At 67.8% G+C, this 23,808-nt stretch carries 17 protein-coding genes; 5 read left to right on the top strand and 12 right to left on the bottom strand.

The genetic code is table 11. From position 1 onward, the window contains the following. Positions 1 to 32: 32 nt before the first annotated feature. From mdcH to AC5P9I_RS07180, 10 genes are all read right to left on the bottom strand, one after another. Positions 33 to 953, bottom strand: coding sequence for a malonate decarboxylase subunit epsilon (gene mdcH, locus AC5P9I_RS07225; RefSeq protein ID WP_130768394.1), 921 nt, complete (start codon positions 951 to 953; stop codon positions 33 to 35). Beyond that, on the bottom strand, positions 950 to 1,807 hold the full coding sequence (gene mdcB, locus AC5P9I_RS07220; RefSeq protein ID WP_130768393.1) for a triphosphoribosyl-dephospho-CoA synthase MdcB: 858 nt from the start codon (positions 1,805 to 1,807) through the stop codon (positions 950 to 952). The genes mdcH and mdcB overlap by 4 nt, the downstream gene beginning before the upstream one ends. Then, the gene (gene mdcG, locus AC5P9I_RS07215; protein WP_130768392.1) at positions 1,804 to 2,445 is read right to left on the bottom strand and encodes a malonate decarboxylase holo-[acyl-carrier-protein] synthase; all 642 of its coding nucleotides are present in this window, start codon (positions 2,443 to 2,445) and stop codon (positions 1,804 to 1,806) included. Before mdcG ends, mdcB begins: the two co-directional genes overlap by 4 nt. After that, positions 2,438 to 3,148, bottom strand: coding sequence for a biotin-independent malonate decarboxylase subunit gamma (gene mdcE, locus AC5P9I_RS07210; protein WP_187756752.1), 711 nt, complete (start codon positions 3,146 to 3,148; stop codon positions 2,438 to 2,440). Before mdcE ends, mdcG begins: the two co-directional genes overlap by 8 nt. Next, positions 3,145 to 4,053, bottom strand: a complete 909-nt coding sequence (locus AC5P9I_RS07205) for a biotin-independent malonate decarboxylase subunit beta (RefSeq protein ID WP_074726542.1) — start codon at positions 4,051 to 4,053, stop codon at positions 3,145 to 3,147. The genes mdcE and AC5P9I_RS07205 overlap by 4 nt, the downstream gene beginning before the upstream one ends. Then, on the bottom strand, positions 4,050 to 4,370 hold the full coding sequence (gene mdcC / locus AC5P9I_RS07200) for a malonate decarboxylase acyl carrier protein (protein WP_053462440.1): 321 nt from the start codon (positions 4,368 to 4,370) through the stop codon (positions 4,050 to 4,052). Before mdcC ends, AC5P9I_RS07205 begins: the two co-directional genes overlap by 4 nt. A 10-nt stretch (positions 4,371 to 4,380) precedes the next feature. Beyond that, on the bottom strand, positions 4,381 to 6,024 hold the full coding sequence (mdcA, locus tag AC5P9I_RS07195; RefSeq protein ID WP_187756753.1) for a malonate decarboxylase subunit alpha: 1,644 nt from the start codon (positions 6,022 to 6,024) through the stop codon (positions 4,381 to 4,383). A 196-nt stretch (positions 6,025 to 6,220) separates the two neighbouring features. After that, positions 6,221 to 8,413 carry a TonB-dependent siderophore receptor gene (locus tag AC5P9I_RS07190; protein ID WP_197591056.1) on the bottom strand — a complete coding sequence of 731 codons (2,193 nt, stop codon included), beginning with the start codon at positions 8,411 to 8,413 and terminating at the stop codon, positions 6,221 to 6,223. Positions 8,414 to 8,682: 269 nt separating this feature from the next. Continuing rightward, positions 8,683 to 10,386 carry a malate dehydrogenase (quinone) gene (mqo, locus tag AC5P9I_RS07185; RefSeq protein ID WP_197591055.1) on the bottom strand — a complete coding sequence of 568 codons (1,704 nt, stop codon included), beginning with the start codon at positions 10,384 to 10,386 and terminating at the stop codon, positions 8,683 to 8,685. Positions 10,387 to 10,730: 344 nt separating this feature from the next. Beyond that, on the bottom strand, positions 10,731 to 11,636 hold the full coding sequence (locus AC5P9I_RS07180; RefSeq protein ID WP_049416399.1) for a LysR family transcriptional regulator ArgP: 906 nt from the start codon (positions 11,634 to 11,636) through the stop codon (positions 10,731 to 10,733). Between the two features lie 138 nt (positions 11,637 to 11,774). Here AC5P9I_RS07180 and AC5P9I_RS07175 point away from each other — a divergent pair, with 138 nt between their 5' ends. Both AC5P9I_RS07175 and AC5P9I_RS07170 read left to right on the top strand, forming a co-directional pair. After that, entirely contained in the window at positions 11,775 to 12,410 is a 636-nt protein-coding gene (locus tag AC5P9I_RS07175) for a LysE/ArgO family amino acid transporter (protein WP_049465197.1), read from the top strand. A 163-nt stretch (positions 12,411 to 12,573) separates the two neighbouring features. Continuing rightward, positions 12,574 to 14,562 carry an alpha/beta hydrolase family protein gene (locus AC5P9I_RS07170; protein WP_130768386.1) on the top strand — a complete coding sequence of 663 codons (1,989 nt, stop codon included), beginning with the start codon at positions 12,574 to 12,576 and terminating at the stop codon, positions 14,560 to 14,562. 56 nt (positions 14,563 to 14,618) lie between these two features. Here the strand turns inward: AC5P9I_RS07170 and AC5P9I_RS07165 are convergent, their stop codons facing one another. Then, on the bottom strand, positions 14,619 to 16,373 hold the full coding sequence (locus AC5P9I_RS07165; RefSeq protein ID WP_187756755.1) for a peptide MFS transporter: 1,755 nt from the start codon (positions 16,371 to 16,373) through the stop codon (positions 14,619 to 14,621). Positions 16,374 to 16,482: 109 nt separating this feature from the next. Next, entirely contained in the window at positions 16,483 to 17,631 is a 1,149-nt protein-coding gene (locus AC5P9I_RS07160) for an acetyltransferase domain-containing protein (RefSeq protein WP_130768384.1), read from the bottom strand. A 199-nt stretch (positions 17,632 to 17,830) separates the two neighbouring features. Between AC5P9I_RS07160 and AC5P9I_RS07155 the strand changes: the two genes are divergently transcribed. From AC5P9I_RS07155 to AC5P9I_RS07145, 3 genes are all read left to right on the top strand, one after another. Then, a complete protein-coding gene (locus AC5P9I_RS07155) occupies positions 17,831 to 19,795 on the top strand; it encodes an OPT family oligopeptide transporter (protein WP_049465191.1) in 1,965 nt (654 codons plus the stop codon). 192 nt (positions 19,796 to 19,987) lie between these two features. Next, on the top strand, positions 19,988 to 22,066 hold the full coding sequence (locus AC5P9I_RS07150) for an alpha/beta hydrolase family protein (RefSeq protein WP_130768382.1): 2,079 nt from the start codon (positions 19,988 to 19,990) through the stop codon (positions 22,064 to 22,066). Positions 22,067 to 22,197: 131 nt separating this feature from the next. After that, the gene (locus AC5P9I_RS07145; protein WP_049465185.1) at positions 22,198 to 23,442 is read left to right on the top strand and encodes a DUF819 family protein; all 1,245 of its coding nucleotides are present in this window, start codon (positions 22,198 to 22,200) and stop codon (positions 23,440 to 23,442) included. The last annotated feature ends 366 nt before the right edge of the window (positions 23,443 to 23,808 follow it).

The raw sequence follows: 23,808 nt of genomic DNA, 5'->3' as shown, positions 1-23,808 counted from the left end.
GCGTGTTGCGTGATACGTACTGCTCGAACCCGTTACTGCCGCCGTTCCAGCGCACTGCGGACCCAGGCCGCGGCGCCTTCAAGGCTCTGGAACTCTTCCACCGCGCGTACCTCGCAGCACGGATAGGCCGGCGCGACCATGCGCGCCAATGCGTTGCCCGGGCCCAGCTGCAGGAACACCCGCGCGCCACGCTCGAAGGCCTGGCGCATCACCTGCGCCCATTCGATGGTCTGTGCCAGCTGCGCCGACAGCGTGTGGACCGCCGTTGTGCGATCCCGCACCGGTCGCGCGTCGATGCCGGCCAGCAGGGGCAGGCGTGGTGCCTGCATCTGCGCTGCTTCGAGCACTGCGGCAAACGACGTCACTGCGCCGGCCAGCAGTGGCGTGTGCGCGGGCACATGGACCGGCAACGGACGGATTTCTGCGCCGAAGGCCTGTGCGTCTGCCGCCAACGCGAGTAGCGACGGCCGTGCACCCCCCAGGATGAAGTGGTCATCACCATTGGCAATCGCGATGAACGCGCCGTGCGCATCGCACAGGCGCTGTGCGGCAATGCGGTCCAGCCCCAGGACTGCCTGGAGCCCGGCACCATCCGGACTGGCGGCGTCCATGAGCCGCGCGCGCTGCGCGGCCAGGGCAAGGCAGGTCGGGGTGTCGAAGCTGCCGGCGATGGCATGCGCGGCCAACTCCCCGATGCTGTAGCCCGCGATCACTGTCGGCGTTGGCAACGCCTCGCGCAGGCCCTGCCAGTGCGCCAGGCTGGCCGCGCACAGCAGCGGCTGCGCCTTCGCATTGTCAAAGCGGTCGTCGGCCGCCGCGGCGGCGAATGCATCGCGGCCCAGCAGTTCGTCCGTGGCATCGAGCACCGGCTGCGCGGCAGCAACGTCGCGCACGCGATCGAACATCGCCGCATGTTGCGCGCCCTGTCCAGGGCAGAGCAGGGCAAGGCTCATGTGCCCTCCTGCTGCAGCAGGAAGAGGCTGCAGGCAAGCAGGTCGGCGCTGCCACCGGGGCTGAGGTGGCGTGCAACGAAGGCGTCGGCGATGACGTGCAGGCGCGGCCGCCAATCGTGTGCGAAGGCACCACCTTCGGCCAGGAAACGACGGGCCTGCTGCTGCGCCCAGCGCAGGCCTTCAGCACCACCGCGATGCAGCAGGTTGAGGTCGTCGGTGTGTGCGACCAGCTGCATCAGCGTGTGGCACATTGCGGCTTCGCGCGCCAGCCCATTGGCCAGTGCATCGCGCAGGACCGGCAGCGCCACCTCGCGCAACAGCGGGTAGCCGGCGGCGGCCTGTTCGCGCACGCCTGGCACCTTGTGCAGGGCGCGCGCACGTTGGCCCGGGCTGCCTGCATCCAGCGGTGCCCGTGCGAAGTCCACAGCCCAGCGACGGACCTCCAGGCAGACTTGCTCACCGGTGGCCGCATGGCCCGGGCGGGAGCGGCAGGCCGCGGCGGCCGCCACCAACAGGCCGAGACTGAAGACCGCGCCACGATGGGTGTTGATGCCGCCGGTCGCGCGCAGCATCGCGGCTTCGGCGGCAATGCCACACCGGCGCATCGCCTCGAAGTCCGCCCCGGCTGCACCGAGGCGGGCCACGGCGGTGAAATAGTGGCGCAGTGCGAACAGGCTGCGCAGGAAGGTGCGCGCATCCATGTCGTGATGGCTGCCGCGGTCGAACGGCGTGACCAGTCCCGGTTTCGGTGCCAGGGCCAGTTCTGCATGCAGGCTGGCAACGGCGAGGCGCCCCAGGCGCGCGCAGTCCACGGCGGCGGCCGGCCTGGCAGTCGGCTGCGCAACGGCGTTCATGCGCTCACCCCGGCGGGGGCGAATACGGACTCTCGCAGTTCCAGCGCGGCGCCGGCCGGGCGCTTGACCAGTACCTCGCGACTGCGTCCCGCGTATTCCCGCCAGTTCACGGCGGCGCCGTCGGCCAGGCACAGTTCGCCATCGACCCGTCGGCCGTATCGCGTTTCCCATGCCTGCAGCCTTGCAGCCATGGCATCGGCCTGCGCGGTGGTGTCGATCCGCCACAGCAGATCGATGTCCGAGCGCGCGTGCACATAGTGCAGTCCAGTGAGGTGCTGCCAGGCGAACGCTCCGAATACGCGCGCTGCGGCGATGTCCTGCAGTGCCTGCAGGGGCCGCTGCCAGTCCTGCACCAGGTCGCCTTCCAGCACCGCCTGAAGCGCCGGTGGTGGCGCAGTGCGCAGCACATCGTGTGCCGGCACGCGCAGGGCCAGGCGCAGTTTGCCCTCGGCGGGCGGCAGCGGTACGCCCAGGCGCAGGCGGGGATCGGCATCGTCGGCGGCACGCCGGGCGACGATGGCTGGCAGGCCCTGCGCAAACCAGGCGGCCAAGCGCGGTTCATGCGCGGCGATGTCTGCCTGCCAGCCGGCGTACGCTGACAGCCAGACCAGCGTATGGCGGGGCAGCCGCTCAGGCATCGCCCTGGCTCACGGCTGCGGCCACGCGTGCGGCCAGCATGCGACCGCCGCGCTGAGCGCCGCGTGCGGCACGCAGGTCGCCTTCGACCGGCGCGCGCAGGGCCCGCAGCAGGTGCTGGGCAAGGTCGCCTTCCCACACCGATTCCACCGCGCCCATCGCCACGTAGTTGGCCACGCCCGGTGCGAACACCGGCGAGCTCTGGCTGAGCGCCTGCAGCTTCTCCAGCGGTTGCTTGGTCACCCGTGCCATCGCGCGCAGGTCCATCACCCGCACCTGCGCATCGGGCAGGGCGTGGATGTGGTCGGCCATCAGGCCGAAGGACAGGAAGCCACCGCTGACCGATTCGCCGTAGACCAGCGTGACCAGGCGCGCGCCACGCCGGCGCGCCAGGTCGAGCGTCTGCGCCAGATGTGCAAAGTAGCCATTGATGCCCAGCAGCTCATCGCGCCGCGCCAGGCGCTGGCCGGCGGTATCGGCCAGCATCACGATCGGCCGCTGCGGGTGCGCGGCGGTGCTGGCCAGCACGGCTTCGGCCAGGAAGAGCGCATGGTCGACGCCGACCTCGATGCGGTCGGTGGTGCCGATCACGGTCACCTCGCCATCGTCGGTGGCTGCGCTGCCGGTCAGTACCGAATCGTCCACCGCAATGGCGTGCCCACGAGGGAACAGCGCATCGAACAGGGTCTGCAGCGGTGCACTCATGGCAGGCTCCGGCCAGCGGTGGCGGCGAGGAAGGCATCGGTGTCCAACACTGGCAGCCGCTCGGGTTCGGCGATGCCCTGGCGGGCCCAGATCTCCAGACCGTCGCGGCAATCGCCCCAGGCCTGCACGCGAGCCTTCAATGCGGCGTGGCGGGCCTGCAGGGCGCTCAGCGCCGTGTCGGTATCGCTGCTGCTGGTGTCGGGCTGCAGCGCATTGGCTGCGGCCTGCGCGAACGCTGCGATGGTGTCGGGCACCAGCACCTGCGCCTGGTCGATCAGGTACCGGTGCTTGCCACCGGTCACGCGCCAGACCAGCGCGCGATCGCGTGAGTCGAACTCTTCCACGCCGCGTACGGTCTCGATCACTTCCGGGCCGGACAGCGATAGGCGCCCCTCTTCGGACATGATGACCGTGGTGCAGCAGCGGGCGACAATGCCCATGCCGCCGAAGGCGCCGTTGCCGCTGCCGATCAGCGCGATCACCGGCACGCCGGCAGCGCGTGCACCCAGGGTGGCGCGCATGATTTCGGAAATGGCGATCAGCCCGGCATTGGCTTCGTGCAGGCGCACGCCGCCGGTATCCAGCAGCAGCAGCACGCCGTCAGGCCGGGTGTCGGCGGCGCGGCGCAGCAGCCCGGTCAGCTTGGCGCCGTGCACCTCGCCCACGCCGCCGCCCATGAATGCACCCTGCTGTGCGGCCAGCAGCACGCGCTTGCCCCGCAGCGTGGCTTCGCCGACCACGATGCCGTCGTCGAACGCCGCGGGCTGGTCGAGCTGGGCCAGGTGCGGGCTCGTCATCCGCCGCGCCGGGCCGAGGAACTCGCGGAACGAACCCGCGTCGACCAGCCCGGCAATGCGTTCGCGTGCATCGGCTTCGTAATAGCTGTGGCGTTGTACGTGGCTCATGGCTTGCCTCCGGCCAGCAGGGTTTCCACGGCCTGGTCCAGGCGCAGGCTGACCACCGCCGGGGTGGCACCGGCGTCATTGATCGACACGCGCACGTCGCGCAGCGGATGGCGTTGCGCAAAGTCGGCGATCACCGCCTGCCAGATGCTGCCGAAGCCCTGCGCAGCGGTGATGATGCGCACGGTCATCGCACCCTCCTGTGCCACAGGCTCCAGCAGGATCTCCAGGTTGCCCGAAGCCAGCACGCCCACCAGCACCGCATCGTGCGGGAACTGCACGCGGGTGCGGCCGTCGAATCGATAGTCGAGGGTTTCCATGCTCAGCCCCTTACCAGTTGCGGAAGCGCTTGGGCGGGTCGTACAGGCCGCCGGACCAGCGCACCAGGTCCTTCACCGACCGCGCCGCCAGCAGGTCACGGCTGGCATCGCGCACCGAGATACCGAGGTCGTCGGGACGACGGATCACGCCGCGGTCGCGCAGGTTCTCCACCATCGCGCGGTCGCGGCCCATGCCCACTGCGGTGTAGCCGGCCACGCCCCGGATCGCCTGTTCGCGTTCTTCCGGGGTGCGGCACAGCAGCAGGTTGGCGATGCCTTCCTCGGTCAGCACATGGCTGACGTCGTCGCCATAGATCATCACGGGCGGCAGCGGCATCTGCGCGCGCTCGGCCAGTTCCCAGGCATCGAGCCGTTCGACGAAGGCCGGTGCCATGTGCTCGCGGAAGGTCTCCACCATCTGCACCACCAGCTTGCGCCCGCGCGGCATCTCGCCCGGGCGCGCGGCCTGCTGGCCGGCCTTGATCCAGGCGTCGCTGGCATGGCGGCGACCACGTGCATCCGAGCCCATGTTCGGCGCGCCGCCAAACCCGGCGATGCGGTCGCGGGTGGCGGTGGAGCTGTTGCCCTGCAGGTCGACCTGCAACGTCGAGCCGATGAACATGTCACAGGCATACAGGCCGGCGGTCTGCGAGAACGCGCGGTTGGAGCGCATCGAGCCATCGGCACCGGTGAAGAACACATCGCTGCGTGCGGCGATGTACTTCTCCATGCCCAGTTCGGAACCAAAGGAATGCACCGACTTCACGAAGCCCGATTCGATCGCCGGAATCAGCGCCGGATGTGGATTGAGCGCCCAGTGCTGGCAGATCTTTCCCTTCAGCCCGAGTGATTCGGCGTAGGTGGGCAGCAGCAGTTCGATGGCGGCCGTGTCGAAGCCGATGCCATGGTTGAGGCGGTTGACGCCGTACTCGGCGTAGATGCCTTTGATCGCCATCATTGCCATCAACACCTGGATCTCGGAGATCTGCGCCGGGTCGCGGGTGAACAGCGGTTCGATGTGGTTGGGACGCGGCGCCTGCACCACGAAGTTGACCCAGTCGGCGGGGATATCGACGCGGGGGAGGGTGTCGACGATCTCGTTGACCTGGGCAATGACGATGCCGCCACCAAACGCCGTGGCCTCGACGATCACCGGGGTGTCTTCGGTATTCGGCCCGGTGTACAGGTTGCCGTGGCGATCTGCGGCCTGTGCTGCGACCAGCGCTACGCGCGGGGTCAGGTCGATGAAGTAGCGGCCGAACAGCTCCAGGTAGGTGTGGATGGCGCCGATCTGGATGCGCCCCTCAGCCACCAGGTTGGCCAGCCGCACGGACTGCGGGCCGGAGAACGAGAAGTCCAGTTTCGAGGCGATGCCACGCTCGAATACATCCAGGTGCGAGGGCAGGGACAGCACCGACTGCACCATGTGCAGGTCATGGACCCGCGCCGGGTCGAGGTCGGCCAGCGCCTGGGCGAGGAAATCGGCCTGCTTCTGGTTGTTGCCTTCCAGGCAGACCTTGTCGCCGGGCTCCAGCAGCGCATGCAGCAGGTCGCCGATGTCACCGGCGGCAACGCTGCGTCCCCGGGCCCATGGCGCGGCCCGTTCCAGGCGCGTCTGGCGACTGCGTTCCAACGTATCCCAGCTCGGGTTCATCGACCGGCTTCCGATGGGTGGTGAAATAATTACGCCATAATTATGAGAGCGGGCGCAACCTGCATTGCAGCAAAAGGAAGGGCCCGCGCGAGGCGGGCCCATTCAGAGATCCGGGTAGTGCCGGCCGCTGGCCGGCTCCACGCGATGCGGGAGGACGGGGAGCCGGCCAGCGGCCGGCACGGCCCTTTCCAGTCGCTCAGAACTTCCAGCGCAGGCTGGCCGACACGAAGCGCGGCTCGCCGTAGTTGTTGTAGTCCAGGTTGGCCCAGTAGGTCTTGTCCAGCGCGTTGCGCACGCTCAGCGTCGCGGTCCAGTTGTCGCTGATGCGGTAGTTGGCGTTGAACTGCACCAGGGTGTACGCCGGCTGGTTCACCGTCACCGTGCCGCCGAGCGGGTAGGCGATGTTGTAGCCCTGCACTTTGCTCTGCCACTGCAGGCCACCGCCGATGCTCAGGCGCTCGAGCGCGCCGCGCAGCTGCAGCTGGGTGTTGAGCTGCAGCAGGTCCTTGGGCGGATTGGCGTACAGCAGGTCGGTGGCCGCGCGGGTCACCTTGACGTGGGTGTAGCCGGCATTGACCGTCCAGCCCGGCAGGATCTCGCCGTTGACGTCCATCTCCCAGCCGCGCGCCTTGGTGCCGTTGACGCCGATGTAGGCCGAGCTGCCGTCGCTCAGCGTGCCTTCCGGCACCCCCATGTCACGCACCGCGTAGTTGTCCTGCTTGGCTTCGAACACCGCCGCATTGGCGGTCAGGCGGCCCTCGAACCACTGCGTCTTGATGCCCGCTTCCAGGTTCGAACCCTGCACCGGCGCCAGCAGGTTCTCGTTGCGGTCCTTGTAGTTCTGCGGATTGAAGATCTCGGTGTAGCTGGCATAGGCCGACACGTTCGGGGTGATCTCATAGACCAGGCCCACATACGGGGTGACCTCATCGCTCACCTTGTAGGCACCACTGGTGCCGGTGTAGGCGCCCGCCGCGTTGTAGGACCGGCTGAGGGTTTCCCATCGGCTCAGGCGCGCACCGGCAATCAGCGACAGCGGATCGGCCAGGTGCAGGCGGGTGGCCAGATAGACGCCGCTCTGCGTGGTCTTGGCCACGCGGCGTGCGCCGGTACGGTTGTAGGTCACCTCGGAGATGTCGCCGTTCCAGCTGTGCACGTTGGGAATGTAGTAGCAGCGTTCGCTGCCGCAGCGGGCCCAGTCGGTCGGGAAGTTCAGCGCCACGGTGCTCGTGGTGCCTTCCAGGTCCGACCATTGCGCGCCGACCGTGAGGTCGTGGTCGCGGCCGAACAGCGGGAAGCTGCCGGTCAGGTAGGCATCGACATTGCGGCGGGTGTCCTTGGAATCACCGGCGGCCGCGCGCAGGTAGATGCCCGCGCCGGTCACCGGGTCCGGGTTGCCGGTGCCGTACAGGCGCACGTTCTGCACGTTGCCGCGGGTGTAGGCGGTGTTGACCTTCAACAGCCAGTTGTCGCCGAAGCGCTGTTCCAGGTTGGCGAAGGCGGTGTTGCTCTCGCGCTTCCAGTAGCTCCACTTCGGCGACAGGTTGGTCGAGCGCGGCAGGTGCGCGAAGTTGCCCTGGTTGTCGAAGAACGGCACCGTGCCCCAGGTCGAGCCGGTCGGGTTGTTGTCCTGGGTCTGGTAGCCAAGGGTGACCGTGGTGCTGTCGGTGACATCGCCTTCCAGCACCGCCATGCCGGCCATCTTGTTCTCGTCGTAGCGGTCGTAGTACAGCCCGCGATCGGTATAGGCGGCGACCACGCGGCTGCGGAAGCGGCCGTCATCGGTCAGTGGTGCGGTCACGTCGGCTTCCATGCGGCGGTAGTCCCAACTGCCGGCACTGACCGAGAACGATGCGTCGAATTCCTTGCCGGGGCGCTTGCGCAGCAGGTTGACCGTGGCCGACGGCACGCCGGCGCCGCTGAGCAGGCCGTTGGCACCGCGGATCACTTCGATGCGGTCGTAGAAGGCGGTGTCGTATTCCTGGTTGGTCGAGCCGCTGTAGGTGGGAATGCCATCGACCTGGAAGTCGGTGATGGCAAAGCCGCGTGCGTAGTACAGCGGGCGCTGGGTGTCATAGAAGGACACGCTGACGCCGGTCACGTTGCGCATCACGTCGTTGATGCTGAACAGCGATTCGTCCTGCAGGCGCTGCAGGCTGATCGCGGTGGCCGACTGCGGGGTTTCCTGCAGGGTGATCGGCAGGCGCGTGGTGCTGGCCGGCGGAGCGGACTGCTCGGCACGCACGCTGACCCGGTCCAGGGTCTTGGCGTCGGCCGTGCCGTCGGCGGCGGCGAACGCGCTGGGCGTGGCCAGCAGGGCCATCGACGCAAGCAAAGCGGCCGGCAGCAGCGCACGGCGGGGCAGGCGGTTACGGAAGGTCAGGGACATGATGGGCTCGAAGCATTGAGGCGGGGAAGGGCGGCAACAGTCGTCCAGCACCCGGGGCGGCGGCTTCGGGCACGGTCAGGTTCATCCGGGAGACGCGCGGTTACCGCGCAGGATGCAAATGTAAATAATTCCCAACAACATTACAATTCGCTTCATTCCGGGGCGCTGCCACGCTCAGCGCCGCTGGCAGGGTCGGACTCCGTTGCCGCACAAACGCAAACGGCCACCCGAAGGTGGCCGCCTGCCTGCTTCACGGGGAACGTGCCGGCTTACAGCGCCTGCAGTTCCTCGTTGGCGTTGCGCTTTTCCTTGGCCGGCGCCGGGGCCGCTGGCGGTGCCGCGGCGGCCGGGCTGGGCGATGCGGCGTTCGCATCCACCGGCACCTCCAGGTACGGCAGGTGCAGGGTCTGGCTGGTCAGGGTACGGATCTCGTTCACCAGCGCGGCGCTGTCGTTGAGCTTGCGCCCGTACGACGGCACGATCTCGCGCAGGCGGGTTTCCCAGCCGGCCTTCATCTGCTCCGGGAAGGCCTTGGCCATCAGGTCCAGCATGATCGGCGGCGAGGTCGACGCACCCGGCGAGGCACCGAGCAGGGCCGCAAGGGTGTGGTCCTTGTCGGTCACGATCTCGGTACCGAACTGCAGCACCGGGCCCTTCAGCGGATCACGCTTGATGATCTGCACGCGCTGGCCGGCGGTGACCAGCTTCCAGTCGCCCGGCTTGGCATTGGGGAAGTACTTGACCAGCTCGGCCTGGCGGTCGGCATCGTTCAACCGCGCCTGGCCCATCAGGTACTGCACCAGGTCCAGGTTGTCCTTGCCCACTCCCAGCATCGGGCCGACGTTGTTGTGGTTCACCGACGAGTACAGGTCCCACCACGAGCCATGCTTGAGGAACTTGGTGCTGTACAGCGCGAAGGGCCCGAACAGGACCACCGGCTTGCCGTCCAGCTTGCGTGCATCCAGGTGCGGCACCGACATCGGCGGTGAACCGGTCTCGGCCATGCCGTAGGCCTTCACGCCATGGCGCGAGGTCACGTCCTGGCCCTGGAAGGCGAGGAACTGGCCACCGACCGGGAAGCCGGCGTAGTCCTTCGACTCCGGAATGCCGGACATCTGCAGCAGCTTCAGCGCGGCGCCGCCGGCACCGATGAACACGAAGCGGGCGTGGGTGGTGGACTCGGTGCCGGCCTTGAGGTCCTTCACCGTCACGTTCCAGCTCTTGTCGGCGTTCTGCCGCAGCGCGGTCACTTCATGGTTCAGGTGCAGGCTGAAGTTCGGGCTGCGCTGCAGGCCGCTGGTCAGCTGGCGGGTGATCACACCGAAGTTGACGTCGGTGCCCAGCGGCATCCAGGTTGCGGCAACCTTCTGTTTCGGATCGCGGCCTTCCATCAGCAGCGGGGCCCACTGCCTGATCTGCGCCGGATCTTCGGAGTACTGCATGCCGTAGAACAGCGGGTTCTTCACCAGCGCCTGCTGGCGCTTGTGCAGGTAGGCGATGTTGTCATCACCCCAGACGAAGCTCATGTGCGGGGTCGGGTTGATGAAGTCGCTGGGCTGGCTCAGCCGCCCCTGCTTGACCTGGTGCGACCAGAACTGGCGCGAGACCTCGAACGATTCGGCGATGCCGACCGCGCGCTTGGTCTCGATGCTGCCGTCGGGCAGTTCCGGGGTGTAGTTCAGTTCGGCGAACGCCGAGTGGCCGGTGCCGGCGTTGTTCCAGCCATCGGAGCTTTCACCGGCGACGCCGTCGAGGCGTTCGTAGACCTGGATGTTCCAGTCCGGCTGCAGTTCCTGCAGGTAGGTGGCCAGGGTGATGCTCATGATGCCGGCGCCGACCAGCACAACATCGACGGGCTTGTCGTTGCTGGCGGCGGGCACCGAGCGCTGGGTCAGCGGCCAGTACAGGAACAGCGCGGCGGCCAGCAACAGCAGCACGAGCAGGGCGAGAAGAGCCTTGCCAAATTTCTTCATGGGGGCGGGATCGTTGGCGGAGGGGAAGGGGTCAGGATGCGCGTGGGGCAGGGAAAGGGCGTAAAGAAACAACGCCTTGCAGCATCCACCGGTGATTCTAACCGGAACCGGTCCGTTTTTGATGCAACGCAGCATCCGACCTTTCGCGGCCCGTCGCCGACAGTGGCGGGCAAGGCCAGGCAGCGCCCGAGTCAGACCCGTTCGATGATCGGCCGATCAGTATCCGCATCACCCATGGACCCGGTGTGGAAAAAGGGGACGGAGGGGATTAAGTCGCATTTGCCTTGGATGTCGTATCGGCCTAAAGCGACCTAATCCCCTCCGTCCCCTTTTTGCGCTGTGCGTCAGCGCTTGCGCCGGATCAGTGCCGAGGAGGCATCCAGCACGGCGCGGGTCAGCAGCGCCATGGTCTGTACGTCGCCCTTCCAGTGCTGCCAGTACAGCGGCACGTCTTCCCACGCGCGCTGGCGTACGTAGACCAGTCGCCCGGCGTCCAGGTGCCGCTTGACCAGCGGCAATGGATTCATCGTCCAGCCCATGCCGCCCAGGTTGGCCTGCACGAAGGCGCGCGTGGACGGAATCCACCAGGTCGGTGCGGTGCTGGGCAGGTCGTCGCCGGCCATGCGCCGGGCGAAGCGCGACTGCATTTCGTCCTTGCGGTTGAACACCAGCACCGGCGCCTGTGCCAGCGCCTGCGCGGTCACGCCCTTGGCGAAGTGGCGTTCGCGGAATTCAGGGGTGCAGGTCGCTGCATAGCGGATGCTGCCCAGCGCATGGATCTGGCAGCCCTGCACCGGCTCGTCCAGCGTGGTCACCGCGCCCAGCACCGTGCCCTGGCGCAGCAGCTCCACCGTGTGGTCCTGGTCTTCCACACGCAGGTCCAGGGTGGTGCCGGTGGTCTGCGCGAACTGGTAGGCGGCCTGCGGAAACCAGGTTTCCAGGCTGTCGTGGTTCACCGCCACCGGGATGCTGGCCTGGGGCAGGTCCTCATCGGCCAGGCCCATGCGGTGCAGCGCATCGTGTTCCAGCAGGGCGGTCTGCTCGGCCAGCTGCACCAGCAACTGGCCCTCGGCGGTGGCGGTGGCCGGGGTGCCACGCTTGACCAGCAGGCGGCCGATCCGGTCCTCCAGCGCCTTGACCCGCTGCGAGATGGCCGACGGCGTGACATTCAGCGACTGCGCGGCGCGGTCGAAGCTGCCTTCGCGGATCACTGCGGCCAGGGCGCGCAGCTGGGCATGATCGATGCGCATCGAATTAAGCTCCGCTAATGTTGGTTTAGAAAGTTTAGCTCGTCTTTTTCATGTTGCGGCGCGACAATGGCGCCCGTTCCGGTGCTGTCCGCCTTCGCGAGGCACCGTCCCCCCAAGCAATACAAGGCAGTGAATCCCATGTTCTCGGTCATCTCCGCCAGCACCGGCCTCGGTGCCTGGTTCTCTGGTGCCGCTACCGGCATCGGCCTGTTCGCCGTGGTCGGCGCCCAGAGCGCCTTCATTCTGCGCCAGGGCATCCTGCGCAAGCACATCGTGCCGGTGGTCGCCACCTGCGCGGCCATCGATGCCATCTTCATCTTCGCCAGCGTGGCCGGCCTGCGCACGCTCACCTCGGCGCTGCCGTGGCTGACCAGCGCCGTGCTGTGGACCGGCGTGGCCTTCCTGGCCTGGTATGCGATGAAGTCGGCACGCCGTGCGATCGCCGGTGGCGGTGGCATGGGCGACGCCGACAGCGACGACGGCAGCCGCCGTGCGGTGCTGATCGCCGCGGTCGGCTTCTCGCTGATCAATCCGCACTTCTGGCTGGACATGATGGTGATCGGCTCCATCGCCGAGAACTTCGGCAACGCCCGCATGGCCTTCGCCGCCGGCGTGGTCACCGCCAGCTGCCTGTGGCTGACCGCGCAGGGCCTCGGCGCGCGCCTGCTGGCGCCGCTGTTCACCAAGCCCAGCACCTGGCGCGTGCTCGACGGCACCATCGCGGTGATCCTCAGCATCCTGGCCCTCATGTTGGCGGTGCGCGGGGTCCACTGACCCGGCGCACGCCCCCCGAACCCACGTCCTGACTCTCTCTCCAAGGTAGTGGCAACGACGGCACCGGCAACGGTGCCGTCGTCTTTTCCGGCTCTGGCGGGAAACCCATGGCCCTGCCTAGAATCGGCCACCAGGACAAGGTGTCCACAGGAGCAGGGGAAGGATGCACAAGACGATTCTGGCGGCCGCACTGGCCGTCATCGGGGGCGTTGCCGCAGGCAGCGTGGGGGCGGTGGACCTGACGCAGTACCTGCGCCGGGAGAGCTTCACCGATATCAAGATTTCGCCGGGGGGCGAGTATGTGGCGGCGACGGTGCCGATGGAGGACGCCACCGCGATCGCCGTGCTGCGGTTGAAGGACAAGCAGATGGTCGGCAGTTTCCGGCCACCCAGCCGCAACCACGCGCAGGAATTCGACTGGGTCAGCAACGAGCGCCTGCTGATCGGCCTGGCCCAGAAGTGGGGCTCGCTCGACCAGCCCAATCCCACCGGCGAACTCTACGCCATCGATGCCAACGGCAATCGCGGCGAACTGCTGGTCGGCTACCGCGTGGAGAGCAACGGCCCGGGAACCCGCATCCAGCCGAAGAAGGTCGAAGCGGTGGCCGCCTTCCTGGCCGACGACCTGCCGGGCGATGAGCGCAACGTGCTGGTGACCGTATGGCCGCTGGCCGAGGATCCGTTCACCCGCGTCGACCGCATGGATGTGACCACGGGGCGTCGCTCGCGGGTGGCGTCTTCGCCGGTACGGCGCGGCGAATTCACCACCGATGGCGCCGGCGAAGTGCGCTTCGTGCACGGCTCGGGCAGCGACAACGTCAACAAGCTGTATTTCCGCGAACGCAGCGGCGACACCTGGAAGCTGATCAACGACGAGGCCGTCAGCAAGCGCATCGAAACCGCCCTCGGCTTCTCGGCCGATGACAGCGTGGCCTACCTCAACGTCGAGCAGACCCAGGGCCCGGATGCGATCGTCAGCTGGAACCCGCAGACCGGCGAGCGCGCCACGCTGCTGCGCGACGAGGTGGTCAATCCGTACCGCATCATCCATCGCCCTGGCACCCATGTGCCGGTCGGCGCGCTCTACCTGGGCGATACGCCACGTACCCGTTTCTTCGACGAGAAGTCGCCGGAGGCACGCCTGTATCGCAGCCTGGAAGCCGCCTTCGGGGGCGCCGTCTACATCACCTCCAGCACCCGCGACGGCCGCGTCGTGCTGGTGGAAACGTGGTCGGGCTCGAACCCGGGCGATTTCTACGTGTACGACACCGTGGCGCGCAAGGCCGACCATCTGATCAGCCGCAGCGACTGGATCGACGTCGACCGCAGCGCCAGCGTGAAGCCGATTGCATTGAAGGCCCGCGACGGTCTGCCACTGCACGGGTTCCTGACCCTGCCGGCCGGCAGCAACGGCCGCAACCTGCCGATGGTGGTGATGCCGCATGGTGGCCCGTTCGACATCTTCGATTCCGGCCAGTACGACCGCGAAACCCAGATGCTGGCCGCCGCCGGTTATGCCGTGCTGCAGGTCAATTTCCGCGGGTCGGGCAACTACGGCCGGGCCCACACCCAGGCCGGTGCGCAGCAGTGGGGCGCGGCGATGCAGGACGATGTCACCGATGCCACCCGCTGGGCGATCAGCGAAGGCATCGCCGACGGCCGTCGCATCTGCATCTACGGTGCCAGCTACGGGGCCTACTCGGCGATGATGGGGGCCGCGCGCGAGCCCGGGTTGTACCAGTGCGCGGCCGGCTATGTGGGTGTCTACGATCTGCCGATGATGTACACCCGCGGCGACATCCAGGACCGCGGCTCAGGCGTGACCTACCTGCGCGAATGGCTGGGTGACCCGGCCAAGCTGGGCGCGGTGTCTCCGGTGAACCTGGCCGAACGGATCAAGGTGCCGGTGTTCCTGGCCGCCGGTGGCGAAGACAAGCGCGCGCCGATCCAGCATACCGAGCGCATGGAAGCGGCGCTCAAGCGCGCCGGCACGCCGGTGGAAAGCCTGTACTACAAGACCGAAGGCCACGGCTTCTACACCGAGGCGCATCGCAGCGAGTACTACGACAAGCTGCTGGCGTTCCTGGCGCGCAGCCTGGGGGGCAAGACCGCGACGACCGCGCCCGCGGGCGGCAAGGACAAGGCGCTCTGAGCTGACAGGGCGGCGGATGATCGTTCCGCCGCCCTGGTTTTCCACATGTGCGGGGTTTACTTCACCCTGTGCATCATCTTCTTCAGCAGCGGCGCGGCGAGGAAGGCGGCCAGCGCGCAGCCCAGGCCGATCCACATCAGCAGCCAGAACAGGTGCGCATAGGCGCCTGCGGCAGCCACCATGTCCAGCGATTCACCTTCCGGCACCTCGATCGCGGCCAGCTTGCCGAACAGGGCCGCCAGCGTTTCCGAGAACGCGGTAGCCAGGAACCAGGTGCCCATCATCAGGCTCATCACCCGCGGCACGGCCAGCTGGGTCACTGCCGACAGGCCGACCGGCGACAGGCACATCTCGCCGCTGGCCAGCAGGAAGTAGGCCAGCACCAGCCACCACACGCTGGCCATCTCGCCGGTCGCGCCGACCTGCTGAGCCGCCAGCGCCAGCGGCACGAACGACAGCGCGGCAATCACCAGGCCCCAGGCCGACTTGACCGGCTTGCCCGGTTCCCAGCCGCGGCGGTCCATCCAGGTCCACAGCGCGGCGAAGGCCGGTGCCAGCAGCACCAGGAACAGGCCGCCGAGATAGGTGAGCGAACCGGCGGTCTGCGGAATCACCAGGCAGTCGCGCACCAGCAGCACCAGCATCAGCACGACAATGGCGGCAAAGAACGCGCGCGGTGCGGCCGAACCCGGGCGCCGTTCCGACAGGCGCGCGCTGACCACGAAGCCCAGCGGTGCCAGCAGCAGCGAGAGGATCGACCACGGCAGCGGGGTACCGCCGGTGATCACCAGCGCGGGCACGATGTCCTTGGTCAGCAGGCGGTCGGTGAAGGTCACCCACGAGCCGTAGGACTGCTCGTACATCGTGAAGAACACCAGCGCCAGGAAGATCAGCACCATCAGCGCGATCATCTGCTGGCGCTGCACCGGCGTGCACTTGCTGCCGGTGAACCAGGCGAACCAGACCAGCACGCCGCCCAGCACCACCAGCATCAGCATCAGCGCCAGGCTGATTTCACCGCCCAGCGCGAACGCGCCGTTGCCGGCAGCCCACATCAGCCACGCCACCGGCAGCACAGCAAGCACCGCGCACAGATAGATGAGCCATTCGCGCGGCAGGCCCAGCACCTTCTGCTTCAGCGCCGCCGGTTGCGGTGGTTCGGCATGGCCCTGCAGGTACTTCTGGCCCCACAGGAACATCGCCAGGCCGGCCAGCATGCCGACGCCGGCCGCACCGAAACCGTATTTCCAGCCGTAGGCCTCACCGAGGAAGCCACACACCAGCGAAGAGAACAGCGCGCCGAGGTTGATGCCGGCGTAGAACAGCGAGAAGCCCGAGTCGCGACGCGGGTCGTCCTTGGCGTACAGCTTGCCGACGATGGTAGAGATGTTCGGCTTGAGGAAGCCGACGCCCATGATGATCAGCGCCAGTGACAGGTAGGTCACCGCCAGCGCCGAGGTGTCGCGCACCACTTCGCCGTTCACCCGGTACGCCGCATGGCCCTCGAAGGCCATGCCGAGGTGGTCGAGCACCAGCAGGATGCCGCCGAACAGCACCGCCCGGCGCATGCCCAGCCAGCGGTCGGCCAGCATGCCGCCGAACACCGGGATGCAGTACACCAGGCCACCGTAGGCACCGAGCAGGTCCAGGCCGGCCTTGTCGCCGAACAGGTGGTACTTGGTCAGGTACAGCAGCAGCAGCGCCTTCATGCCGTAGAAGGAGAAGCGCTCCCACATCTCGGTGAAGAAACAGACGTAGACGCCCTTGGGATGGCCCAGGAAGTCGTCGGAAGCGGAGGCGGCAACGGTCATCGACGGCGGGGACAGCGGAAAGGGCGCGATTATAGGCCTCTGCGCCTGGGCAGGCAGCCGCCGGTGGATCCACGCCATGCAGGGATGGCGCTCCCCCGGCGGCCGCCGCTCACAGGTATCGCAACCATGGCAGATCGCGCCTTCGCGCTTTGAACCGCGCAAACGCCCGCGTCGGCGGGTACAGCCCCACGGCCAGCGCACAGGCCACCAGCAGCAGGCCGCTGACCGAATCCAGCGCATACAGCGTGCCCTGGGTCGGGCCCCACGCGGCCAACGCGGCCAGGTACAGCCCCTTCAACACGTACAGGTGCAGCAGGTAGAAGAACATCGGCGCGGCGCCGATATCGGCCAGCGGCTGCAGTGCCCGCGCCAGCGGCGGCCATTCGTACAGCCGCAGCAGCAACAGTCCCACCCCCAGGGTCAGCAGCAGGAACTGCAAGGACGGCGGGTACTTGGTGACGTTGAAGATGCTCAGCCAGGTACGCAGCGTGGTGGCCTGGTACTGCCATGGCGCATCGCCGTAGTCGTTGGCGAAGCGCAGCAGCGCGAACAGGGCCAGCGCGCCGACGCCCGCCCACAGCAGCCAGCGCTGGCGCTGCTCCGGCGCGCGCTCGCGGCCGAACCACGGTCCCATCAGGTAGCCCAGCGCAATCACCCCGATCCAGGGCAGCAGCGGATAGGACGTGCGCAGGCGCAGCGTGCCGGCCTCGATCCAGTCACGCTGGTGCAGCACCTTCCATACCACCGCCAGCAGGCCGTTGCCCTGCACCCGCACACCATCCAGCAGGTTGTGCCCGGCCACCACCGCGACCGCAACCGCCAGCAGGACGGGGCGGGGCAGCCACAGCAGGCCGGCCAGCGCGATCATGCTCAGCCCGATGGCCCAGATCACCTGCAGGTACAGCGTTTGCGGCGGCAGCTGGAAGGTCCAGGCGAAATTCACCAGGGTCAGCTCCAGTACCACCAGGAACAGCCCGCGCTTGAGCAGGAACGCGGCCGTGGCCGCGCGCGGATCCGCCTGGCGCTGGCCGTACAGCCAGGCCGACAGCCCGGTCAGCAGCACGAACACGGGGGCACACAGGTGGGCCAGCAGGCGGCAGGCGAACAGCGCAGGGGAGACCGTGGCGGCGTCCATCGGGTCGCTCACCTGGTGCTGCAGGAAGAAGGTCTCGCGCACATGGTCGAGCAGCATCAACAGCATGACGGTGCCGCGCAGCTGGTCGATGGAGGCCAGGCGGGAAGGGGAGGAAGGGGGCATGCGATGCGGCAACGACAGGGTAGCATTAGGATATAACATATCAATTGCGGCGATCCCAGCCGGACTTTGCCGGGTCTGCCGATTCCGGGGCCACGCACCGCGCCGTTGCGCTGCGGCGGCCGCCCCATCCTTTGGCACGCTGGACTTGGTCTGCCCTGAACGCTAGCGTGGCAGGGATTTTTTGCCAGCAGGGGCTTCCATGAACCACGACGCTGCGCCCAAGCAGCTCACCTTCCGCGCAGTGGCCCTGGCCATCGTGCTGGCGGTGGTGCTGTCGGCCGCAAACGCCTACCTCGGTCTGTTCGCAGGCCTGACCATCGCCACCGCCATTCCCGCCGCGGTGATTTCCATGGGCGTGCTGCGCCTGCTGGGCGGTGGCTCCATCCTCGAGAACAACATCGTGCAGACCGGCGCCTCGGCCGGTTCGTCGATCGCCGCCGGTGTGATCTTCACCATCCCGGCGCTGGTGATCATGGGCTACTGGCCGGACTTCAAGTACTGGTGGGTGCTGGGCATCGCCGGCCTCGGCGGCCTGCTGGGCGTGCTGTTCTCGGTGCCGCTGCGCCGTTCGATGATCGTCGAAGATCCCCTGCCGTTCCCGGAAGGCAAGGCGGCAGCCGAAGTGCTCAAGGCCGGTGAGAACCCGGGCCCGGGCCTGAAGATCCTCGGCCTGTCGGCGGTGATCGGTGCCTTTGTCAAGCTGGCCGCGGAAAGCGGCATGCGCCTGATTCCCGATGCCTGGGCCACCTCGGCCTACGTCGGCAGCTCCAAGGTCACCGCCTTCATCGGCACCAACCTGTCGCCGGCACTGCTGGGCGTGGGCTACATCGTCGGCCTCAACGTCGGCATCGTGGTGGTGTCCGGCTCGATCCTGACCTGGCACATCGCCATTCCGATCTACCAGGCATTCTTCATGAACACCGATCCGGCACTGGCCGCGTCGGTCGCCACCGCCTCGTCCACCGAGGCCGCGTTCGCCATCTGGGGCGCGAAGATGCGCTACCTGGGCGTCGGCGCAATGCTGATCGGTGGCATCTGGACCCTGATCTCGCTGCGCAAGTCGCTGCTCAACGGCGTCAAGAGCGGCTTCGCCGCGGCCCGCAAGAGCGGTGGCCCGGTGCTGGCGCACACCGAGCGCGACCTGCCGATGAAGTGGATGCTGGTCGCCCTGGTGGTGTTCGTGCTGCCGCTGCTGGCCCTGTACCAGGCCATCGTCGGCCAGTGGCACGTGTCGATCCCGATGACCCTCATCATGATCGTCGCCGGCTTCCTGTTCGTTTCGGTCTCGGCCTACCTGGCCGGCCTGATCGGCTCGTCCAACAACCCGGTTTCGGGCATCACCATCTCCACCATCCTGTTCGCTTCGGCCGTGCTGGTGGTGCTGCTGGGCGCCGATGGCCTCAAGCCGGTCGGTGCCGGCGGGGCGCCGCTGGGTGCGGTGGCCGCGATCATGATCGGCGCGGTGGTGTGCTGTGCCGCCGCCGTCGGTGGTGACAACCTGCAGGACCTCAAGGCCGGCTACATCGTTGGCGCCACCCCGTGGAAGCAGCAGCTGATGCTGGGCATCGGCGCGTTCTCGTGCGCGCTGATCATGGCCCCGGTGCTGAACCTGCTGGCCACCGCCTACGGCATCGGCGTGAAGTCCGAGCTGCACCCCAACGCGCTGGCTGCGCCGCAGGCCAACCTGATGGCCTCGGTGGCCAAGGGCCTGTTCGGTGGTGAACTGCCGTGGACGTTCATCGGCATCGGTGCCGTGGTCGGTGCCGCCATCATCGCCTTCGACAGCTGGCTGAAGGCGCGCAACGCCCGCTTCCGCGTGCCGGTGCTGGCCGCCGCCATCGGCATCTACCTGCCGCTGGAGCTGATGGTGCCGATCTTCCTCGGCGGCCTGATCGCCCACCTGGTCGAGCGCTTCCACAAGGTGCGTGCCGACGACGAAGAAGGCCGCGACCGCGTGCACAAGCCGGGCGTGCTGTTCGCCGCTGGCCTGATCACCGGCGAAGCGCTGATGGGCATCGCCATCGCGATTCCGATCGTGGTCAGCAGCCGCGCCGACGTGCTGGCCGTGCCGTTCCACCTGCCGGGCGCACAGTGGATCGGCCTGGCCGTGCTGTTCCTGGTCGGCTGGCTGATCTACCGCACCGGCAAGTACGCCAAGGCGTAAGGGAAGGGTAGTGCCGGCCGCTGGCCGGCAACGCCAACGCAATGCCGGCCAGCGCCCGGCACTACCGCAGACCCCGCTTCGGCGGGGTTTGCCTTTTCTGGCGGCTGCTCGATCACGGCCATGACCGATGGCCTTGGCAGCCCCGGGCGCACGGGCCTACCATCGGTTTTTTGCCGTCCTGCGGAGACCCCGATGAAACTGCGTCATGCCCTGCTGCCACTGAGCCTGCTGGCCGCCCTGCCCAGCGTCGCCGCTGCCCGCGGCCTGGACGTCCGCGACATGGTGGCCATGGACCGCGTCTCCGCACCGGTACTGACCGCTGACGGCGGCACCGTGGTGTTCGCCAAGCGCAGCGTGGACGCCAACCTGAAGGCCTCCACCGCGCTGTTCGCGCGCAACCTGCGCACCCGCGACGCAGCGCCGCCGAAGCAGATCACCCCGGCCGGCTGGAACGTCAATTCCGCTTCGCTGTCGGCCGATGGCCAGACCGTCTATTTCCTCAGCGCCAAGAACGGCAGCCAGCAGTTGTATGCACAGCCGATCGGCGGCGGCACCCCGCGCCAGCTGACCGACTTCCCGGTCGACGTGGACAGCTATCACGTGTCGCCGCAGGACGACCGCGTGCTGTTCAGCGCCGGCGTGTTCCAGGCCTGTGCCTCGGACCTGGCCTGCACCGAGAAGAAGCTGAAGGACGTGGCCGGCGCCAAGGCCAGCGGCGAGGTCTTCGATTCGCTGTTCGTGCGCCACTGGGACACCTGGAACGACGGCCGCCGCAACACCCTGTTCGTCGCGCCGCTGCCGACGGCCAAGGCCGGCGCGGTCAAGGGCGCTTCCGCGCTGAGCGCGACCATCGACGGCGATGCCCCGTCCAAGCCGTTCGGTGGCAATGATGACTTCGCGTGGTCGCCGGATGGCGCCAGCGTGGTGGCCAGCATCCGCGTGGCCGGCAAGCAGGAGCCGTGGTCGACCAACTTCGACCTGTACCGCTTCGACGCCGCCGGCAAGCAGGCGCCGGTCAACCTGACGGCTTCCAACCCGGCCTGGGATGCCGGTCCGGTGTTCAGCGCCGACGGCAAGACCCTGTTCTACCGTGCGATGAAGCGCCCGGGCTTCGAGGCCGACCGCTTCGGCCTGATGGCGATGGACCTGGCGAGCGGCAAGACCCGCGAGATCGCGCCGCAGTGGGATCGTTCGGCCGGTGGCATCACCCTGTCCGCCGACGGCGCCAGCATCTACACCACCGCCGATGACCTCGGCGAACACCCGCTGTTCCAGATCGACGTGGCCAGCGGCAAGGCCACCAAGCTGATCGGTGATGGCAGCGTGACCGCGGTCGACGTGGCCGGCAACAGCGTGGCGATCACCCGCAACAGCCTGAAGAGCAACGACCAGGTGCTGGTCGGCCTGCTGCCGGCCGCGGGCGAAGCCATCGGCGAACTGCGCGCGCTGACCCCGGCCGCCGGTGAGGTGCTCAAGGACGTCAGCTTCGGCGACTACGAACAGTTCGAGTTCAAGGGCTGGAACAACGACACCGTGCATGGCTACGTGGTCAAGCCGCACAACTACCAGGAAGGCAAGTCGTACCCGGTCGCGTTCCTGATCCATGGCGGCCCGCAGGGCAGCTTCGGCAATGGCTGGAGCTACCGCTGGAACCCGCAGACCTATGCGGGCCAGGGCTACGCGGTGGTGATGATCGACTTCCACGGCTCCACCGGCTACGGCCAGGCGTTCACCGATGCGATCAGCCAGCACTGGGGCGACCGCCCGCTGGAAGACCTGCAGAAGGGCTGGGATGCGGCGCTGAAGAAGTATTCCTTCCTCAACGGTGACAAGGCCTGTGCGCTGGGCGCCAGCTACGGCGGCTTCATGGTCAACTGGATCGCCGGCAACTGGAACAGCCCGTTCAAGTGCCTGGTCAACCACGACGGCGTGTTCGACCAGCGCATGATGGGCTACGCCACCGAAGAACTGTGGTTCACCGAGTGGGAGCAGGGCGGCACGCCGTACCAGAAGGCCGCGAACTACGAGAAGTTCAACCCGGTCAACCACGTGGCGGACTGGAAGAAGCCGATCCTGGTCATCCACGGCCAGCAGGACTTCCGCATCCCGGTCGAGCAGGGCCTGGCCGCGTTCACCGCGGCCCAGCGCCAGGGCATCGAATCGAAGTTCCTGTACTTCCCGGATGAAAACCACTGGGTGCTGAAGCCGAACAACAGCATCCTGTGGCATGACACCGTCAATGCCTGGCTGAAGCAGCACATCGGCAACTGAGGGTTGCGGCGCCGCCCTCCGGGGCGGCGCTTCTGTTTTCTGGTAGTGCCGGCCGCTGGCCGGCAACCGCTTGCCGCTTCCCACCTGTACGAGATTGCCGGCCAGCGGCCGGCACTACCCAGAGCGCCTGCATGCCCTCGAACGCCCTGATCCAGAATGACATCGTCGTCTTCGGTTTGATCGCCGCCACGCTCGGTGCCGTGTTCTGGACCGCCTCGCGCGAGCAGGGCCTGTGGAAGCGCTTCTACACCTTCGTGCCGGCACTGCTGCTGTGCTACCTGATTCCCGGCATCTACAACACTGTGGGCCTGATCGACGGCCAGAACACCCGGCTCTACAACCCGATCGCGCGCGACATCCTGTTGCCAGCGGCGCTGATCCTGCTGACCCTTGCGGTCGACATAAAGGGCATCCTGCGGCTCGGCCCGAAGCTGGTGCTGATGTACCTGGGCGCCTCGGCCAGCATCATGCTGGGCGCAGTGGTGGCGTTCCTGGTGATGCGCGCGATCCATCCCGACACCGTGGCCGGCGACACCTGGGCCGGCATGGCCGCGCTGGCCGGCAGCTGGATCGGTGGCGGTGCCAACATGCTGGCGATGCGCGAAGTGTTCGACGTCAATGCGACCACCTTCGGCCAGTTCGCGGTGGTCGATGTCGGTGTCGGCTACGTGTGGATGGCGGCGCTGATCTTCCTGGCCGGGCGCGCGGCGAAGATCGACGCACGCAGTGGTGCCGATACCTCGGCCATCGATGAACTGAAGGAGCGCATCGCGCGCTTCCAGGCCGAGCACGAACGCATTCCCAGCCTGACCGACCTGATGCTGATCGTGGCCGTGGCCTTCGGTGGCGTCGGACTGTCACATGCGATCGGTGCGCCGCTGGCGGCCTGGTTCAAGGCCAACGTCAGCTGGGCCTCGCAGTTCAGCCTGGACGCGCCGTTCGTGTGGGTGGTGGTGCTGTCGACCACGCTGGGCCTGAGCCTGAGTTTCACCCGCGCACGCAACCTGGAAGGGGCGGGGGCATCGCGCCTGGGTTCGTTGCTGCTGTATTTCCTGATCGCCTGCATCGGCATGCAGATGGATCTGCTGGCGCTGCTGGATCGCCCGTGGCTGTTCCTGCTTGGCCTGATCTGGATCGCCGTGCACATCGTGCTGCTGTGGTGCCTGGGCAAGCTGCTGAAGGTGCCGTTCTTCTATTTCGCCATCGGTTCGCAGTCGAACATCGGTGGCCCGGCCTCGGCGCCGGTGGTGGCGGCCGCGTTCCATCCGGCGCTGGCACCGGTGGGCGTGCTGCTGGGTACGATGGGCTATGCCACCGGCACCTACCTGGCCTACATCGTCGGCATCACCCTGCGCGCACTGGCCGGGCAGGGCTGATGGGGCAGTGCCGGCCGCTGGCCGGCAACCCGGTGATGCCTCACGGGTTCATGAGGTTGCCGGCCAGCGGCCGGCACTACCGATGCGCTACGCCACCGGCAAGCCGCGTTCGACCAGCCACGCCTTCGCGTCTTCGGCGTCCTGCTCGAACCGCGCCGAGTGAAAAGAGGGGCGCCGCGAGGTCCGACGCGTCGCCACGCGCCCGTGGCCAACCGCGCCCGCGGCTTTACGCTACCGGCAAGCCGCGTTCGACCAGCCACGCCTTCGCGTCTTCGGCGTCCTGCTCGAACCGCGCCGAGTGAAAAGAGGGGCGCCGCAAGGTCCGGCGCGTCGCCACGCGCCCGTTGCCAACCGCGCCCGCGGCTT

The sequence above is a fragment of the Stenotrophomonas sp. YJH_SMC_29 genome (genome assembly GCF_059371235.1).
Note: the sequence above shows the minus strand (reverse complement) of the source record. Positions and strands in the feature narration are given on the sequence as shown.

Bases quoted from the DNA above. Each gene is read 5' to 3' on its own strand.
- mqo (WP_197591055.1), bottom strand. From the start codon at position 10,386: ATGAAGAAATTTGGCAAGGCTCTTCTCGCCCTGCTCGTGCTGCTGTTG.
- AC5P9I_RS07165 (WP_187756755.1), bottom strand. From the start codon at position 16,373: ATGACCGTTGCCGCCTCCGCTTCCGACGACTTCCTGGGCCATCCCAAG.
- AC5P9I_RS07180 (WP_049416399.1), bottom strand. From the start codon at position 11,636: ATGCGCATCGATCATGCCCAGCTGCGCGCCCTGGCCGCAGTGATCCGC.
- AC5P9I_RS07150 (WP_130768382.1), top strand. From the start codon at position 19,988: ATGAAACTGCGTCATGCCCTGCTGCCACTGAGCCTGCTGGCCGCCCTG.
- mdcB (WP_130768393.1), bottom strand. From the start codon at position 1,807: ATGAACGCCGTTGCGCAGCCGACTGCCAGGCCGGCCGCCGCCGTGGAC.
- AC5P9I_RS07170 (WP_130768386.1), top strand. From the start codon at position 12,574: ATGCACAAGACGATTCTGGCGGCCGCACTGGCCGTCATCGGGGGCGTT.
- AC5P9I_RS07145 (WP_049465185.1), top strand. From the start codon at position 22,198: ATGCCCTCGAACGCCCTGATCCAGAATGACATCGTCGTCTTCGGTTTG.
- mdcG (WP_130768392.1), bottom strand. From the start codon at position 2,445: ATGCCTGAGCGGCTGCCCCGCCATACGCTGGTCTGGCTGTCAGCGTAC.
- AC5P9I_RS07190 (WP_197591056.1), bottom strand. From the start codon at position 8,413: ATGTCCCTGACCTTCCGTAACCGCCTGCCCCGCCGTGCGCTGCTGCCG.
- mdcE (WP_187756752.1), bottom strand. From the start codon at position 3,148: ATGAGTGCACCGCTGCAGACCCTGTTCGATGCGCTGTTCCCTCGTGGG.
- AC5P9I_RS07205 (WP_074726542.1), bottom strand. From the start codon at position 4,053: ATGAGCCACGTACAACGCCACAGCTATTACGAAGCCGATGCACGCGAA.
- mdcC (WP_053462440.1), bottom strand. From the start codon at position 4,370: ATGGAAACCCTCGACTATCGATTCGACGGCCGCACCCGCGTGCAGTTC.
- mdcH (WP_130768394.1), bottom strand. From the start codon at position 953: ATGAGCCTTGCCCTGCTCTGCCCTGGACAGGGCGCGCAACATGCGGCG.
- mdcA (WP_187756753.1), bottom strand. From the start codon at position 6,024: ATGAACCCGAGCTGGGATACGTTGGAACGCAGTCGCCAGACGCGCCTG.
- AC5P9I_RS07160 (WP_130768384.1), bottom strand. From the start codon at position 17,631: ATGCCCCCTTCCTCCCCTTCCCGCCTGGCCTCCATCGACCAGCTGCGC.
- AC5P9I_RS07155 (WP_049465191.1), top strand. From the start codon at position 17,831: ATGAACCACGACGCTGCGCCCAAGCAGCTCACCTTCCGCGCAGTGGCC.
- AC5P9I_RS07175 (WP_049465197.1), top strand. From the start codon at position 11,775: ATGTTCTCGGTCATCTCCGCCAGCACCGGCCTCGGTGCCTGGTTCTCT.